A 15,278-nucleotide genomic window follows, 5' to 3' on the forward strand; every position below is an offset into this window, starting at 1 on the left:
TTCTCCACAGCGGGAAACGATGTGGAGACCTCGCCGGCTCACACGCGGAGCGGTCACGCTACCGGGCGGGAACCGCCGACGGGAACACCTGTCCCAACGGCCGGTCGCCTCGACCGGGCACCCGTACCGGTGGCGCTCCTAGAATGACGCCTTCCCGTCCTTCGACGCACGGAGTTGGCACATGACTGGATCGCGGCCGGACGATCGGCCCGAGCGGACCGGACGGACAGGGCAGAGCGAGCGGATCGTCCAGACCGAGCGGACCGAGCGGACCGGGAAGGAGAACGAGACCCGGCAGCTGATTCTCGGGCGCGCGGCGGCGGTCGCCTCGACACAGGGCCTGGAGTCAATCTCGCTCAGAGGGCTGGCCACGGACCTGAAGCTGAGCACGAGCGGTGTGTTCGCCCTCTTCGGCTCTCAGGAGGAGCTTCAACTCGCCACCGTCCAGAACGCCGTCACGATCTACGTCGACCATGTGCTGAAACCCGCCAGGGCCTTACCCGCCGGTCTGGGACGCTTATGGCGGCTGTGCGAGAGCTGGATCTCCTACTCCCGGGGGCGGGTGTTTCCCGGCGGCTGCTTCTTCTACTCCACCATCGCCGAATTCGACGCCCAGGAAGGCCGGGTGCACGACGCACTGGTGTCCGCACAGACCGGCTGGGTCACCTTCGTCGAGCAGACGGTCGAGGAGGCCCGTGTCCTCGGTGAACTCGCCGAGGACACGGACGTCTCCCAACTCGCCTTCGAGATCATCGCGTTCCTCCAACTGGCCAACGCGGAGTCGGTGCTGCACGACAACACGATCGGATACACGAAGGCGGCGCGGGCGGTCCTGGGACGCCTGCGCGCCTGCGCGACGGACGTGTCCCTGCTGCCACCGCCACCCTGACGCAACAGCTCACTCGTCGAGGGCGAACGATCCGTAGCGCGCCCGGCTGCTGGGGCGATAGGTGTGGATCGCGACGCCGGTGGATGTCGTGCGTGCGGCCGTCAGTTCGAACGCGGTCGGCAGTGCGCCCTCGGGGAAGAGGCGACGACCGGTGCCGAGGACGACGGGAAAGAACAGCAGGTTGTACTCGTCGATGAGATCGAGCGCCATCAGCGCCTGGGCGAGCCGGACGCTGCCGTGGATCTGGAGCTCACCGTCCCCGATCCGCTCCTTCAGGCCGGTCACCTCGGCCGCGAGGTCTCCGTCGACAACGGTGGTGTGCTCCCACCGCGGGTCCTTGAGCGTCGAGGAGACGACGTACTTCGGCAGCCCGTTGAGCCGGGTCGCCACCGGATCCGCCTCGTCGGTGACCCTGGGCCAGTGCGCCGCGAAGATGTCATACGTACGCCGTCCGAGCAGGAAGGCCACCGGCCGCTCGAACACCTCGCTGATGAACTGGCCCATGCCCTCGTCCGCGAACGGCACGATCCAGCCTCCCTGCTCGAAGCCGCCGCTCCTGTCCTCGTCGGGGCCTCCGGGGCCCTGGATGACTCCGTCGAGCGTCAGGAAAGTGGTGAGAGTCAGTTTGGCCATGCCCGTGCTCCTTCTGATCGCGCGCCGGGCCCCGTCGACAGGGCCGGCGCCTGCTCACTCATGACCCCACTCTCACCCGTAACTCATCGGCTCACCTGTCGAGCGGAGCGAAGGGGTCCGTACGCGCGTGCCGGCGCGCTTCCGGAGAGGGGTGTCCGTTTCCCGCCGGTGTCCGGGCCGCCGGAAGACTTTCCTTGTCCTTGTCGCCGCAGGACGTGGTCAACACGACGTCGCGGTCAGCGCGACGCCACTCCCCTATCGCCCATCGGCAAGGAATCCCGCATGTCCAGCACCACCGGCTCCATTGACATCACCGGCACCACCAGGACCGCGCTCGTCACCGGCGGCAGCCGCGGCATCGGCGCCGCCACCGCCCTACGGCTCGCGCAGGAGGGAGTCGACGTGGCCGTGACATACGTACAGGACGAGGAGGCGGCCCTGGCGGTCGTCCGGAAGATCGAGGGCTACGGGCGCCGGGGGATCGCCCTGCGCTGCGACGCGGCGGACGCCGAAGCCGCCGCCGGAGCCGTGAACCGTGCGGCGGACGCACTGGGACGGCTCGACATCCTCGTCAACAACGCCGGTATCGGCGTCCTCGGCCCCATCTCCTCGCTCAGCACGGCGGACGTCGACCGGGTGCTGGCCGTGAACGTACGCGCGGTGTTCCTCGCCTGCCGGACCGCAGCCGAGCGGCTGGCCGACGGGGGCCGTGTCATCACCGTCGGCACGGCTCTCAGCCGGTACGCGGGCGGCCCCGGCGGCACGCTCTACGCGATGAGCAAGTCCGCGCTCTCCGGCCTCACCAAGCCGCTCGCCAGGGAACTCGGCCCGCGCGGCATCACGGTGAACCTGATCCAGCCCGGTCCGGTCGACACGGACCTGAATCCGGCCGACGGCCCGTTCGCCGGGGGCCAGCGCTCGGCGACCGCCCTCGCCCGGTTCGGCACGACGGACGAAGTGGCCTCCCTGATCACCTACTTGGCGAGCGCCGAGGCGGGATACATCACGGGCACCGAGGTCGTGGTGGACGGCGGCCACGCGGCCTGACGGGCTCCGGCGCCGCCCGCGACGGGCGCCATCCGGACCCCGGCCTTCCGTCAGCGGCCGGGGTCCGCTCCCGTCAGCGGCCGGGATTCGCTCCCGTCACAGGTCGAACACATCTCTGGTCTCCGCGTGGATCAGCCGCGATCCTGACCCCATGCGCTCACCTCGCCATGCCGCCACCGGACTCTGCCTGCTCGTCGCGTTGACGGCCCTCACCGCGTGCAGCGTCGAACCCGCCCCCGACGACAAGGCCCCCCGGCCTTCGCACGGGAGCGCCGACCGGCCGGGGAACCCGTCGGCCGCGCCGGTCCCACCGGCGGACACCACCACGCTGAAGCCGTCCGTACGGGCCTATGTGAAGGCGTACTACGCGCCCGATGCCGACGCCGGATACGCCCTGCTCTCCACCCGCTGCCAGCAGGAGTGGGCCAGGGAGTCCTTCGCCGTGCTGACCGAGCGCGCGGCGAGGACCGCCGAGGAGCTCGGCAGGACGTACGCCCTGCGACGGCTGGCCGTGGACCGGGTCCAGGGCACCACCGCCGAGGTGACGTACGGCGTGGGCGACCCGGAGTTCGACACCCGTGCCGAGCCCTGGGTCCACGAGGGCGGCGAGTGGCGCAACGACCTCTGCTGAGCGACCGCCCGCCCGGCCCGCCCCGGCGCACCGCACGTGCCCCGTTCCGGTACCCGCCCTACCCTGGTCAGGGACGGAAGACCAACGGGAAGAGAGATCATGACGGAGACTCCGGCCCGCCCCCTGGACGACGGCCGCGCCATCCCCGCGGTCGGCCTCGGTACCTGGCCGCTGGACGACGACGCCGCCGAGAAGGCGGTGGCCGGGGCCCTGGGCCTCGGCTACCGGCTCGTCGACACCGCGATGAACTACCGCAACGAGACCGGTACGGGGCGCGGGATCGCCCGCAGCGGCGTACCGCGCGAGGACGTCTTCGTCACCACCAAGGTGCCCGGCCGGCATCACGGGTACGAGGAGACACTGGCCTCGTTCGAGGAGTCGCGCCGCGCCCTGGGGGTCGAGTACGTCGACCTGTATCTGATCCACTGGCCGCTGCCCCGCGTCGACAAGTACGTGGACACCTGGCGGGCGATGATCAAGCTCCGCGAGGACGGGCTGGTCCGCTCCATCGGTGTCTCCAACTTCACGGCCGCCCATCTCGACCGGCTGGAGCGGGAGACAGGCGTGCTGCCCGCGGTGAACCAGATCGAGATGCACCCGCTGCTCGTGCAGGACGAACTGCGTGCCGTGCACACGGCGAAGGGCATCGTCACCGAGAGCTGGAGCCCGCTGGCCCGGGGCCGTGATGTGCTCGACGCCCCGGAGACCGTGGCCGTCGCCGCCGCCCACGGGGTGACCCCCGGTCAGGTGGTGCTCCGCTGGCACACCCAGCTCGGTGCGGTGCCGATCCCGAAGTCGGCGGACCCCGGCCGGCAGCGCGAGAACCTGGACCTGTCCGGGTTCGAACTGACGCCCCGGGAGATGGCACGGATCGCCGCCGGTCCGCAGCGGCGGTTCGGCGGCGACCCCGATGTGCACGAGGAGTTCTGAGCCTCCCCGGAAGGGTCAGCGGTTGCGCGGGGTGACCTCCGCCATCCGCGACCAGCCGTCGCCCGGCACCTCGACGTTGACGATCTCCGGAACCTCGGCGACCATCTCCGACATCGTCTCGATCGCCGCCGCGAAGTGATCGGACTTCACGTGCGCCGCACCCGCGTCCGCGTCGGCGAAGGCTTCCAGCAGCACGAACTGGTTCGGGTTCTCGACACTGAAGGACCACTCGAAGAACACGTTGCCAGGTTCCGAGCGGGTGGCGACGGTGAAGTCCTCCAGCGCGGGAAGCCAGTTGTCGCGCTCGGCGACGAGGACGGTGAACTTGACGGCGATGAAGATCATGGCAACTCCTGGTCGGGACGTCCGAGAGTGCGGCGCCGCGCCCCACGGGCACCTCGCCGCACCTCGACCAGGGTGACACAAGCCCTCGTATCCGGACTCATCGGGCACACCGGAGCACCGGGTGGCCGATGCTCAGCCGCCCAGCTCCTCGTGCCGGGCGGCCAGCCGGGCCGCCCCCTCCTCGGTGAGGGAGCCGAAGAGCCGCAGCCGGGAGATGCCGCCGTCGGGGAAGATGTCGATCCGGACGCGGGTGCCCCGGACGGCCCGCTCCAGGACGAAGCGGTGGTTGGTGTCGGGCTGGAGCCGGGTCCTGGGCAGGATCTCGGTCCATTCGCCGTCGCCGTCGTCCCCGTCCTGGACCGAAAGGCTCGCCCAGCCCGCCGAGTTGCCCTTGAGATAGGCGGTGTCGATCTCCACGGCCCGGATCTCCGCCCGGTCGGCGAGCGCGTAGCGGATCCAGTCGTTGCCCTTGTCGCGTCGGCGCCGGGTCTCCCAGCCGTCGTCCATCTTGCGGGAGCGGCCCGGCTGGATGGTGTGGGTGGCCGGGGAGTAGAAGCGGTCGGAGGCGTCCTCGACCTGCCCGCCGTTCTCCAGTGCCGCGAGGTCGAAGGTGCCGAGGGCGGCCAGCCAGGCGGGGTCCGGGGCGACTTCGCCGTACACGCGGAGCCGGGCGATTCCGCCGTCCGGATGCTGGTTGACCCGCAGGTGGGTGAAGCGGGCTCCGGCGTCGACCGCGAAGCCGTTGGCGGCGTGGCCGCCGACGGCCTTACGGGGAACGAGCGTTGTCCACTTCACGTCGGGGGCGAGCAGTTCCCCGGGGGACGGGGAACCGGCGACGCAGGCCGCTTCGACGGAGACCGCCTGCGGGTAGTTGCCGCGGAAGTGGGCGGTGTCGACGACGATCCCCCGGACGACACCGGGCGCCCCGAGCCGCACCAGTGCCCAGTCGTGGTCCTCGTCGGTGGGGTGCGGCTCCGCGGCGCTCACGCCGCGGCGGCGGCGGGTCTCCCAGCCGTCCATGATCTTGCCCTTGTGCCCGAAGTGCTCCGGGTCGAACTCGGCGGGCTCCGGCTTCAGCAGGTTCTCCCGCTCGGCGAAGAACTCGTCGTTGGCGGCGATCACTCCGGCGCCGAGCCGCCGGTCGGCGAGGTCGACGAGATGGCTGAAGGGGAAGTCGGCGGTGCGGTGGTCGGCGTACGGGTCGCCGCCCGCGTAGGGGCTCGCGTCGCCGGTGAAGTGCGGTATCGCCGCGTCCGTCATGGTCAGTGGGTCCTTTCGAGGAGGCGGCCGGTGGGTTCGGCGAGTACGCCGTCCGCCGCTATGCGGACACCACGCAGCCAGGTGGACTTCACGACGCCGTGCAGGGTCCTGCCCGCGTAGGCGGTGACCTGGTTGCGGTGGAAGAGTTCGGCCGGGTCGACGGTGAAGGTCTCCTCGGGGGCGAGGACGGCGAAGTCGGCGTCGCGGCCGGCCTCGATGGCGCCCTTGCGGGTCAGTCCGGCCAGGGCCGCGGGGGCCGCCGACATCCAGCGGGCCACGTCGTCGAGGGAGTGGCCACGCCTGCGGGCCTCGCTCCAGATGGCGGGCAGGCCGAGCTGGAGGGAGGAGATGCCGCCCCACGCGGAGGCGAAGTCGGGAGTCTTCAGATCGGTGGTGCAGGGCGAGTGGTCGGAGACGATGCAGTCGATGGTGCCGTCGGCGAGCCCGTCCCACAGCGCGTCCTGGTTGGCGGCCTCCCGGATGGGCGGGCAGCACTTGAACTCCGTCGCCCCGTCCGGGACTTCCTCGGCGGTGAGGGTGAGGAAGTGCGGGCAGGACTCGACCGTGACGCGCACACCCTCGCGCTTGGCGGCGGCGATGAGCGGCAGGGCGTCGCTGGAGGAGAGGTGCAGGACGTGGATACGGGCGTTCAGCCGCCCGGCCTGGGCGATCAGGGTCTCGATCGCGGTGTTCTCGGCGTCGCGCGGGCGGGAGGCGAGGAAGTCGGCGTACGCGGGGCCGCCTCGCTGCGGTGCGGCGGCCAGTTGGTGCGGGTCCTCGGCGTGGACGATGAGCAGTCCGCCGAATCCGGCGATCTCGGCCATGGAGCGGGCCAGTTGCTCCTGGTCCAGCTCCGGGAACTCCTCGACGCCCGAGGGCGACAGGAAGCACTTGAAGCCGAAGACCCCGGCCTCGTACAGCGGTCGCAGGTCCTTGGTGTTGGACGGTATCGCGCCGCCCCAGAAGCCGGTGTCGATGTGCGCCTTGGGGGCGGCGACCCGCTGCTTGGTGCGCAGATGGCCGACGGTGGTGGTCGGCGGCAGGGAGTTGAGCGGCATGTCCAGGAGGGTGGTGATGCCGCCCGCCGCGGCTGCCCGGGTGGCGGTGAAGAAGCCTTCCCACTCCGTGCGGCCGGGGTCGTTCACATGGACGTGCGTGTCGACGAGTCCGGGCAGCAGGACGTCGTCGCCGAAGTCCTCCAGCCGGGCACCGGCGGGCGGCTCGGCGTCGTACGGCAGGACCGCCTCGATCGTCCCACCGGCGACGGCGACCGACGCGGGGCGCGTGCCTTCGGGGGTGACGACGCGCGTCGAGCGCAGTATCAGGTTCACGTCCGGACCGGACACCCGTGCTCCTCACTCAAGAATTCAACGAACTGTTGAAGGAGTCTTCACTCGGGAATCCGCTCCGTCAAGACCCCGCCCGCCCCGTTGCCCCGACTGGAGATTTCCACAAAGTAGAAGGCAAATTTCGGAGGGCGGAACGTAGCATGGAACAGCGGCGCCTTCGCCGCACCTTGGGCCCGAACGTCGGCACCAGGACAAAACAGGCTCTGACCGGCAAGGACGCCGCACCGGGAGCAGTGGGCCGATCGGGAACAGCCCGGTAGGCTGCTGCCTTGCCTTCCGCTTCGAAAGGACCGTTGACGTGCCGTCGTCCCACGCCAGCACATCCGACTCCAAGCCCACCGGTTCCAGCGGTGGGGTGCAGTCCCTTGAGCGCGCCTTCGATCTGCTGGAGCGGATGGCCGACGCCGGGGGCGAGGTCGGGCTGAGCGAGCTCTCCGCGAGCAGCGGGCTTCCGCTGCCCACCATTCACCGGCTGATGCGCACGCTGGTCGTCTGCGGTTACGTACGCCAGCAGCCCAACCGCCGCTACGCGCTCGGCCCGCGCCTGATCCGGCTCGGCGAGTCCGCGTCCCGGCTGCTCGGTACCTGGGCCCGCCCGTACCTCCAGCGCCTGGTCGAGGAGACCGGCGAGACCGCGAACATGGCGCTGCTCGACGGCGACGAGATCGTGTACGTCGCCCAGGTGCCCTCCAAGCACTCGATGCGCATGTTCACCGAGGTGGGCCGCCGAGTGCTCCCCCACTCCACGGGGGTGGGCAAGGCGCTGCTCGCGAACACACCCGCCGACGAGGTACGGGCGCTGCTCGCGCGCACCGGTATGCCGGCCGCCACCGAGAAGACGATCACCACCGCCGACGGCTTCCTCGAAGCGCTGGAGCAGGTGCGCAGGGCCGGTTACGCGGTGGACGACAACGAGCAGGAGATCGGGGTCCGCTGTCTGGCGGTGTCCGTGCCCAACTCCCCCACCTCCGCCGCGATCTCCATCTCGGGCCCGGCGGGACGGGTGACGGAGACGGCGACGGAGCGGATCGTGCCGATCCTCCAGCAGGTCGCGAAGGAACTCTCGACGGCACTGGCGAGCAGCGGCTCGGCCGGCTGAGACCGGGAGGACCCGGGCCGGGCCCGGGTACCCGGTCAGCCGGGGAACGGCCGGTCCCTGCCAACGGCGGCGGGCCCTGCCCGGAACCACCGGTCCTTGCCGGGCGGCCGGGCCCTGCCGGAACCGCCGGGCCTTCCCCGCCGGTCCCCGCCCCGAAACGGCCGGTCCCCGCTCAGACGGCGGGCACCTGCGCGGTCAGCCGCCCGTCGTCCATCGCCACCGTCCGGTCCATCCGGTCCAGGTGCGCCCGGTCGTGCGTGACCAGCACCGTGGCCGTGGACCGTTCCCGGGTCAGGGCCGTCAGCAGATCGAGCACGGCCGCGCCCCGTTCGTGGTCGAGTGCGCTGGTCGGCTCGTCGACGAGCAGGACCGCCGGGTCGTTCATCAGGGCGCGGGCGATATTGACCCGCTGGCGCTGACCTCCCGACAGCTGGTGCGGGCGGCGGTGCGCCTGATCGGCGAGGCCGACCGCGTCGAGCAGTTCGAGGGCGCGGCCACGGGCGGTCCGCGCCGCCCGGCCCGACAGATGCGTCATCACCTGGAGCTGTTCGGCGGCGGTCAGTGAGGGCAGCAGGTTGGGCTGCTGGAAGACGATCCCGATCCGCTCCCGGCGCAGGGCCGCCAGATCGGCGCGGCCGAGTCCCTCGGTCCGGGTGCCGGCGACGACGACGCGGCCCTCGTCCGGGGTGACCAGGGTGGCGGCCACCGCGAGCAGGCTGGACTTCCCGGAACCGGAGGGCCCCACGACCGCGGTGAGCGAGCCCGCGGGTACCTCCAGCGAGACCCGGTCCAGTGCGGTGAGCCTGCCGTCGCCGTCCGGGTAGGTGAGGGTGACATCGGACAGGGCGAGGGTCATCGGACACTCCCGAGCGCGGTGAGCGGGTCGACGGCGGTGATCCGCCGGATGGACAGGGCCGCCCCGAGCGCGCCGAGGACGATCATGACGGCCGCCGGCACGAGGACGGTCGAGGCATCCAGGACGAACGGCACGGCACCCCCGCTGATCAGGACGCCGACGCCGGCGGCGAGCGCGGTGCCCAGCCCCGTACCGAGGGCGAGCATCACGACGGCCTGCCCGAGCGCGTCCCGCAGCAGATACGGGGTCGAGGCACCGAGTGCCTTCAGTACGGCCACGTCGCCGCCGCGCTGGATCGTCCAGACGGTGAAGAAGGCTCCGATGACCAGTGCGGAGATGGCGAAGAGGAACCCGCGCATCAGCTGGAGGGAGCCGTTCTCGGCCTGGTAGGACCCGATCGCGGTGAGGGAACCGTCGAGGGTGAGCGTGCTGGTGCCCGCCGCCTCGTCCCCGGCGGCCAGGTCGGCGCCACCCGTCGTGGTCAGGGCGATGACCGTGGCCGCTTCGTCCGGTCCGCGCCCGTCGTGCCCGATCCGCTGCCAGTCGTCGAGGGAGGTCCAGACGACGGGCGTATGGCTGTACGAGGCGTCTCCCGCGACGGCGGCGACGGTCTCGTCCATACCGCCGATCCGGATCCGGTCACCCACTCCGGCGCCGAGGTCCTCGGCGGCCCGCTCGGAGAGGACCACCTTTCCCGGGGCGACGCGGGCGCCGGGGGGCGCGAGCCCACCGGACGGCTCGACGCCGAAGACCGACACGGCGGCCGTACGGTCGCCGGGGGCGGCGGCGTTCAGGGTCCGGATGCCCAGGGGCCGCGCGGCGGTGACGCCGGGCCGCTCCGCCCAGGTCCGCCAGGCCGGCTCCCGGACGGTCGAATCGGTGAAGGACACCGACCGGCCGTCGGGCGGCGCGGCGAACGCGAGGTGGTCGGCGTTCAGCCCGGTGACGGCCGAGGTGTTCTCCCGGGCCAGACCGGCCGTCAGACCGGACAGCAGGCCCACGAGCAGCGTGATCAGCACCACGACCGAGCCCATGAGCGCGAACCGGCCCTTGGCGAACCGTAGATCTCTCCATGCGACGAACATGGCCCCAGCCTCGGGCCGCGGGCCCGGGGAAACATCGCGCGGCGGAGGGGCCAGACCTCAACCTTTCGATTGACCGGCCGGGCGCGGGCCGCGTCTACGCTGGACGGACCATGGATTCGCCCACACCCACTCCGGTCTCAGCCGCCCTCAGGCTGTGCCTGCACGCGCTGCTGCTGGGGCTGCTCGTGCTCGCCGCGGCCCGCGCGCTCGGTGACACGGCCGCGCCCGCCCCGGCGGTCGTCGTCATGGCGGCGGTGATGGCCGCGGTGTACGCGGCAGGCGCCCTGGCCCCCGTCGTGCGGCCCCGGACCCGGGCCGCCGCGTTCTGGCTGGCCGGGCTCGGCGCGGTCTGGGTGGCGCTGCTCGTGCTGTCGCCGGACGCCCTGTGGGTGGCCTTCCCGCTCTACTTCCTCCAGCTCCATCTGCTGCCGTCGCGCTGGGGACTGGCCGCCGTCACGGTCACCGCCGGGGCCGCGATCGCCAGTTTTGTGCTGCACGGGCAGGAGATCAGTCCTGGCGCGTTCATCGGGCCGCTGCTCGGGGCGGCGGTCGCGGTCGCCACCGTGTTCGGGTACGACGCCCTGTTCCGGGAGAGCGAGCGGCGCCGCGAGCTGATCGAGGAGCTGGTCTCCACCCGGGCGGAGCTGGCCGGGGCGGAACGGGCCGCGGGCACGCTGGCCGAGCGGGAACGGCTGGCCCGGGAGATCCACGACACCCTCGCCCAGGGGCTCTCCAGCATTCAGCTGCTGCTGCGGGCCGCCGAGCGCTCGCTGCCGTCGGACGCACCCGCCGCGGCGCATGTGCGCCGGGCCCGCGAGGCCGCCCAGGACAACCTGGCCGAGGCCCGTTCCTTCGTCCGCGCGCTGACGCCGCCGGACCTGGAGCACGGTTCGCTGGCGGCGGCCCTTGAGCGGCTGTGCGCACGCACCACATCGCCCGGCCTCACGGTGCGGTTCGCGGTCAGCGGCACACCAGTGGAACTGCCCACCCCGTACGAGGTGGCGCTGCTGCGTACCGCGCAGTCGGCGCTGGCCAACACGGTGCGGCACGCGCACGCCGGGCGGGCGGAGATCACGCTCAGCTTCATGGACACCTCGCTCTCCCTGGACGTCGTCGACGACGGCACGGGCTTCGACCTCGCGGCGGGACCGCCCGACGAGGCGGGGAACAGCGGTTTCGGGCTGCCCGCGATGCGGTCGAGGGCCCGCTCGCTGGGCGGCACACTGAGCGTGGAGTCGGCTCCCGGACAGGGCACTGCGGTGGCCGTCACGCTTCCCCTTCCGCTCGCGGGACAGGAGGTGCGGGCCGCGTGAACGACGAGGGACGACGCCGCACGGGCGACCCGATCAGGCTGCTGCTCGCCGACGACCATCCGGTGGTACGGGCGGGGCTGCGCGCCGTACTCGACACCGAGCCGGACTTCCGGGTCGTCGCCGAGGCGGCCACCGCGGAGCGGGCCGTCGCCCTCGCCGCGGCGGGCGGCTTCGACGTCGTGCTGATGGACCTGCAGTTCGGCCCCGGGATGCACGGCTCGCAGGCCACCGCCGCGATCACCGCGGCAGCCGGGGCACCGCGGGTACTGATCCTCACCACGTACGACTCGGACGCCGACATCCTGGCCGCCGTCGAGGCGGGCGCCAGTGGATATCTGCTCAAGGACGCCCCGCCGGAGGAACTGGCGGCGGCGGTGCGCACGGCGGCGGCCGGCCGCTCGGCGCTCGCCCCGGCGGTCGCCCACCGGCTGATGGACCGCATGCGCACCCCGGCGGAGGCACTGACCAAGCGGGAGCTGGAGGTGCTCCAGCTGCTGGGCGCGGGGCTGTCCAACCAGCAGATCAGCAAGAAGCTGTTCCTGAGCCAGGCGACGGTGAAGTCCCATCTGGTGCACATCTACGCCAAGCTGGGTGTCGACTCACGCACCTCGGCGGTCGCGGCGGCGACGGCCCGCCGCCTGATCCGCCGCTGACCCCCCGGAACTCGTGCGTGCCGCTGCCCCCCGTACGCGTCACGGGTTGCCGGGCTTCGTACGTACGACTGCCCGGCCCGTACGTCAGCGGCGGGGCGGCTCCCCGAACAGGTCCACCGCGTTCCGTACGTCCCGCAGTCCGGCGGCCAGCGCGCTCACCGAGCCGATCGCCCCCGCGATCAGCAGCAGCGAGCGGCGCAGCCGGGGAATCTCCGGCGTGCCGCTGAGCGCCATGGCGTCCAGCGCCGCCAACTCGTCCTCGGCGATGCCCCGGTCCGAGAACTCCGAGGGGTGTCCGGCCAGTTCGCGGCGGAGCCGGGAGACGGCCGTGTGCAGCTCCGCCACTCTCGGGTCCTCGGCGCTGCCGGTCACCCGCTTCTGCCCCACGCTTCGCAACAAAGCACTCCCCCCTCAGACGTCTTTGTGCCGGTGTTTCGACCAGGTCCCGGACCGTGGTCAAGTGCCTGGGTTTGCCAGCAAGTTAACGCCATGAGAGGTGGCCCGCGCCACTCCACGGACACAATTCGGGGTTACCCCTGAGGGTGACATTTCTTTCGCCTGTACGAACCACGCGATGGTATTCAGGGGCCATGGCTCCTACTGATGAGAACCCTGTGGTCGCTGGGGTGCTGCTCGCCGCAGGTGGCGGCCGGCGGCTCGGCGGCCGGCCCAAGGCCCTGCTCGAACACCGCGGCCGCCCCCTGGTCGAGCGCGCGGTGCGGACCCTGCGCGACGGCGGCTGCGGGCCGCTGCACGTGGTCCTGGGCGCGGCGGCCGAGGAGGTGCGGGCCCGCGCCGATCTGACGGGGTGCGTGGTGACGGTCAACCCGGAGTGGGAGGAGGGCATGGGTACCTCGCTCCGGGCGGGGCTGGCCTCCCTCGCCGGTACGGGTGCGGACGCGGCGCTCGTCCTTCTGGTGGACCAGCCGGGCATCGGCGCGGAGGCGGTGGCGCGGGTGCGGTCGGCGTACCGGTCCCGGGCGAGTCTGGCGGCCGCCTCGTACGCCGGGGAGCGCGGCCATCCGGTGCTCTTCGGGGCGGCCCGGTGGGCGGATGTCGCGGCGGCGGCGGTGGGCGACCGGGGGGCCCGGACGTATCTGCGGGCACACCACGATGCGATCACGCTCGTCGAGTGTTCCGATGTGGCCCAGGCGTACGACATCGACACCGTGGAGGATCTGACCCGCCTGGAGTGAACGGTCCGTATGCGCACTGGCACGCCGCGCCGCCGGGCGGGCACTTCTGTCGACCCGGAGAATCTCGACATCAACAAACCATTGAACTTCCACCATGAGGAAACTACTATCCACTGGTCAGAAGCCCTCTGTACCCCGGACGGCACCCACGGCCGTATCCCGGAGCCATGGCACGCCGTGCCGTTTCAGGCGACCCGGCGGCCGTGAGACGCCGCCCGCACCGCCCGCTGAAGGAGTGACAGCTCATGTCCGCACCAGCGCCGTCCCCGCTGGCCATCGTCGATGCCGAGCCCCTGCCCCGGCAGGAGGAGGTCCTGACCGACGCGGCCCTCGCGTTCGTGGCCGAGCTGCACCGGCAGTTCACCCCGCGCCGTGACGAGCTGCTCGCCCGGCGCGGCGAGCGCCGCGCCGAGATCGCCCGTACCTCCACGCTGGACTTCCTGCCCCAGACGGCGGCGGTCCGCGCGGACGAATCCTGGAAGGTCGCACCGGCCCCGGCCGCGCTCGACGACCGCCGGGTGGAGATCACCGGTCCGACCGACCGCAAGATGACCATCAACGCCCTCAACTCGGGCGCCAAGGTCTGGCTCGCCGACTTCGAGGACGCGTCCGCCCCCACGTGGGAGAACGTGGTCCTCGGCCAGCTGAATCTGATCGACGCCTACACCCGCACCATCGACTTCACCGACCCGAAGTCGGGCAAGTCGTACGCGCTCAAGCCCGCCGGAGAACTCGCGACGGTCGTCACCCGCCCGCGCGGATGGCACCTGAACGAGCGTCACCTCCAGCTCGACGGCACCCCGGTGCCCGGCGCGCTGGTCGACTTCGGCCTCTACTTCTTCCACAACGCCCAGCGCCTCATCGACCTGGGCAAGGGGCCGTACTTCTATCTCCCCAAGACGGAGTCGTACCTGGAGGCCCGCCTCTGGAACGACATCTTCGTCTTCGCCCAGGACTACGTCGGCATCCCGCAGGGCACGGTCCGCGCGACCGTCCTGATCGAGACGATCACCGCGGCGTACGAGATGGAGGAGATCCTCTACGAGCTGCGCGACCACGCCTCCGGGCTGAACGCGGGCCGCTGGGACTACCTGTTCTCCATCGTCAAGAACTTCCGTGACGGCGGCGCGAAGTTCGTCCTCCCGGACCGCAACGCGGTGACGATGACCGCCCCGTTCATGCGGGCGTACACCGAACTCCTCGTCCGCACCTGCCACAAGCGCGGTGCGCACGCCATCGGCGGCATGGCGGCGTTCATCCCGTCCCGCCGCGACGCCGAGGTCAACAAGGTCGCCTTCGAGAAGGTCAAGGCGGACAAGGACCGCGAGGCCCACGACGGCTTCGACGGCTCCTGGGTCGCCCACCCCGACCTGGTCCCCATCGCCATGGCCTCCTTCGACGCGGTCCTGGGCGAGAAGCCGAACCAGAAGGAGCGCCTGCGCGAGGACGTCTCCGTGGCGGCGGGCGATCTGATCGCCATCGACACCCTCGACGCCCGCCCCACGTACGACGGCCTGCGCAACGCCGTCGCGGTCGGCATCCGGTACATCGAGGCGTGGCTGCGCGGCATGGGCGCCGTCGCCATCTTCAACCTGATGGAGGACGCCGCCACCGCCGAGATCTCACGCTCGCAGATCTGGCAGTGGATCAACGCCGACGTGGTCTTCGAGAACGGCGAGCACGCCACGGCGGAGCTGGCCCGCAAGGTCGCGGCCGAGGAACTCGACGCGATCCGCCAGGAGGTCGGCGAGAGTGCCTTCGCCTCGGGCAAGTGGCAGCAGGCCCACGACCTCCTGCTCCAGGTCTCCCTGGACCAGGACTACGCGGACTTCCTCACCCTCCCCGCGTACGAGCAGCTGGCCTGACCCGAGCCACAGCTGCTCTCCCGCTCCGCCCCCGGTACCGCACAGCACCGGGGGCGGAGCGGGCGTTTCTCACGGTGGAGGCCGGGCCCCGGCGGACGTCCGCCCCGGTCGTCAGGACGAAGCAGCC

Annotated in this window: 16 protein-coding genes; 9 read left to right on the plus strand and 7 right to left on the minus strand. The window is 71.7% G+C overall.

The window, feature by feature from the left end:
• Positions 1-181: 181 nt before the first annotated feature.
• Positions 182-889, plus strand: coding sequence for a TetR/AcrR family transcriptional regulator (locus OG413_RS34620; RefSeq protein WP_266812467.1), 708 nt, complete (start codon positions 182-184; stop codon positions 887-889).
• 9 nt (positions 890-898) lie between these two features.
• On the opposite strand, the gene OG413_RS34625 is transcribed toward OG413_RS34620, so the two are convergent.
• Positions 899-1,522, minus strand: coding sequence for a dihydrofolate reductase family protein (locus OG413_RS34625; protein ID WP_266812469.1), 624 nt, complete (start codon positions 1,520-1,522; stop codon positions 899-901).
• 282 nt (positions 1,523-1,804) lie between these two features.
• Here OG413_RS34625 and OG413_RS34630 point away from each other — a divergent pair, with 282 nt between their 5' ends.
• The 3 genes from OG413_RS34630 to OG413_RS34640 all read left to right on the plus strand — a co-directional run bounded on the left by OG413_RS34630 (position 1,805) and on the right by OG413_RS34640 (position 4,130).
• Positions 1,805-2,569 (plus strand): SDR family NAD(P)-dependent oxidoreductase, encoded by a 765-nt coding sequence (locus tag OG413_RS34630; protein WP_266812471.1) that lies wholly within the window; start codon positions 1,805-1,807, stop codon positions 2,567-2,569.
• A gap of 151 nt (positions 2,570-2,720) precedes the next feature.
• The gene (locus OG413_RS34635) at positions 2,721-3,200 is read left to right on the plus strand and encodes a hypothetical protein (protein WP_266812472.1); all 480 of its coding nucleotides are present in this window, start codon (positions 2,721-2,723) and stop codon (positions 3,198-3,200) included.
• A 99-nt stretch (positions 3,201-3,299) separates the two neighbouring features.
• Complete coding sequence (locus OG413_RS34640) at positions 3,300-4,130, plus strand: aldo/keto reductase (protein WP_266812474.1); 831 nt, start codon at positions 3,300-3,302, stop codon at positions 4,128-4,130.
• 15 nt (positions 4,131-4,145) lie between these two features.
• Here OG413_RS34640 and OG413_RS34645 read toward each other — a convergent pair whose 3' ends face one another.
• From OG413_RS34645 to allB, 3 genes are all read right to left on the minus strand, one after another.
• On the minus strand, positions 4,146-4,475 hold the full coding sequence (locus OG413_RS34645; protein ID WP_266812476.1) for a putative quinol monooxygenase: 330 nt from the start codon (positions 4,473-4,475) through the stop codon (positions 4,146-4,148).
• A gap of 132 nt (positions 4,476-4,607) precedes the next feature.
• Entirely contained in the window at positions 4,608-5,735 is a 1,128-nt protein-coding gene (gene alc / locus OG413_RS34650) for an allantoicase (protein WP_266812477.1), read from the minus strand.
• 2 nt (positions 5,736-5,737) lie between these two features.
• A complete protein-coding gene (allB, locus tag OG413_RS34655; RefSeq protein WP_266812478.1) occupies positions 5,738-7,081 on the minus strand; it encodes an allantoinase AllB in 1,344 nt (447 codons plus the stop codon).
• Positions 7,082-7,382: 301 nt separating this feature from the next.
• On the opposite strand from allB, the gene OG413_RS34660 reads away from it, so the two are divergent.
• The gene (locus tag OG413_RS34660; protein ID WP_073719270.1) at positions 7,383-8,183 is read left to right on the plus strand and encodes an IclR family transcriptional regulator; all 801 of its coding nucleotides are present in this window, start codon (positions 7,383-7,385) and stop codon (positions 8,181-8,183) included.
• Between the two features lie 172 nt (positions 8,184-8,355).
• Here the strand turns inward: OG413_RS34660 and OG413_RS34665 are convergent, their stop codons facing one another.
• Both OG413_RS34665 and OG413_RS34670 read right to left on the minus strand, forming a co-directional pair.
• A complete protein-coding gene (locus tag OG413_RS34665) occupies positions 8,356-9,039 on the minus strand; it encodes an ABC transporter ATP-binding protein (protein ID WP_266812480.1) in 684 nt (227 codons plus the stop codon).
• Positions 9,036-10,124: an ABC transporter permease gene (locus OG413_RS34670; RefSeq protein ID WP_266812482.1), complete on the minus strand. Its 1,089-nt coding sequence runs from the start codon at positions 10,122-10,124 to the stop codon at positions 9,036-9,038. Before OG413_RS34670 ends, OG413_RS34665 begins: the two co-directional genes overlap by 4 nt.
• Positions 10,125-10,234: 110 nt before the next feature.
• On the opposite strand from OG413_RS34670, the gene OG413_RS34675 reads away from it, so the two are divergent.
• Positions 10,235-11,437, plus strand: coding sequence for a sensor histidine kinase (locus tag OG413_RS34675; protein WP_266812484.1), 1,203 nt, complete (start codon positions 10,235-10,237; stop codon positions 11,435-11,437).
• Positions 11,434-12,090 (plus strand): response regulator transcription factor, encoded by a 657-nt coding sequence (locus OG413_RS34680; RefSeq protein WP_323137964.1) that lies wholly within the window; start codon positions 11,434-11,436, stop codon positions 12,088-12,090. Before OG413_RS34675 ends, OG413_RS34680 begins: the two co-directional genes overlap by 4 nt.
• Before the next feature lie 84 nt (positions 12,091-12,174).
• Here OG413_RS34680 and OG413_RS34685 read toward each other — a convergent pair whose 3' ends face one another.
• The gene (locus tag OG413_RS34685) at positions 12,175-12,477 is read right to left on the minus strand and encodes a DUF5955 family protein (protein ID WP_266812485.1); all 303 of its coding nucleotides are present in this window, start codon (positions 12,475-12,477) and stop codon (positions 12,175-12,177) included.
• 203 nt (positions 12,478-12,680) lie between these two features.
• On the opposite strand from OG413_RS34685, the gene OG413_RS34690 reads away from it, so the two are divergent.
• Together OG413_RS34690 and aceB are read left to right on the plus strand one after the other, a co-directional pair.
• Positions 12,681-13,286, plus strand: coding sequence for an NTP transferase domain-containing protein (locus OG413_RS34690; protein ID WP_266812486.1), 606 nt, complete (start codon positions 12,681-12,683; stop codon positions 13,284-13,286).
• A 245-nt stretch (positions 13,287-13,531) separates the two neighbouring features.
• Positions 13,532-15,151: a malate synthase A gene (gene aceB / locus OG413_RS34695; RefSeq protein ID WP_266812487.1), complete on the plus strand. Its 1,620-nt coding sequence runs from the start codon at positions 13,532-13,534 to the stop codon at positions 15,149-15,151.
• Positions 15,152-15,278 lie beyond the last annotated feature (127 nt).

This window comes from Streptomyces sp. NBC_01433, assembly GCF_026340105.1.
In the GTDB taxonomy this organism is placed as follows: domain Bacteria; phylum Actinomycetota; class Actinomycetes; order Streptomycetales; family Streptomycetaceae; genus Streptomyces.

Excerpts from the sequence above, each read along its gene's own strand:
- OG413_RS34635 (WP_266812472.1), top strand. The coding sequence starts at position 2,721 with ATGCGCTCACCTCGCCATGCCGCCACCGGACTCTGCCTGCTCGTCGCG.
- OG413_RS34645 (WP_266812476.1), bottom strand. The coding sequence starts at position 4,475 with ATGATCTTCATCGCCGTCAAGTTCACCGTCCTCGTCGCCGAGCGCGAC.
- OG413_RS34690 (WP_266812486.1), top strand. The coding sequence starts at position 12,681 with ATGGCTCCTACTGATGAGAACCCTGTGGTCGCTGGGGTGCTGCTCGCC.
- OG413_RS34625 (WP_266812469.1), bottom strand. The coding sequence starts at position 1,522 with ATGGCCAAACTGACTCTCACCACTTTCCTGACGCTCGACGGAGTCATC.
- alc (WP_266812477.1), bottom strand. The coding sequence starts at position 5,735 with ATGACGGACGCGGCGATACCGCACTTCACCGGCGACGCGAGCCCCTAC.
- OG413_RS34620 (WP_266812467.1), top strand. The coding sequence starts at position 182 with ATGACTGGATCGCGGCCGGACGATCGGCCCGAGCGGACCGGACGGACA.
- OG413_RS34640 (WP_266812474.1), top strand. The coding sequence starts at position 3,300 with ATGACGGAGACTCCGGCCCGCCCCCTGGACGACGGCCGCGCCATCCCC.
- OG413_RS34665 (WP_266812480.1), bottom strand. The coding sequence starts at position 9,039 with ATGACCCTCGCCCTGTCCGATGTCACCCTCACCTACCCGGACGGCGAC.
- aceB (WP_266812487.1), top strand. The coding sequence starts at position 13,532 with ATGTCCGCACCAGCGCCGTCCCCGCTGGCCATCGTCGATGCCGAGCCC.
- OG413_RS34675 (WP_266812484.1), top strand. The coding sequence starts at position 10,235 with ATGGATTCGCCCACACCCACTCCGGTCTCAGCCGCCCTCAGGCTGTGC.
- OG413_RS34670 (WP_266812482.1), bottom strand. The coding sequence starts at position 10,124 with ATGTTCGTCGCATGGAGAGATCTACGGTTCGCCAAGGGCCGGTTCGCG.
- OG413_RS34630 (WP_266812471.1), top strand. The coding sequence starts at position 1,805 with ATGTCCAGCACCACCGGCTCCATTGACATCACCGGCACCACCAGGACC.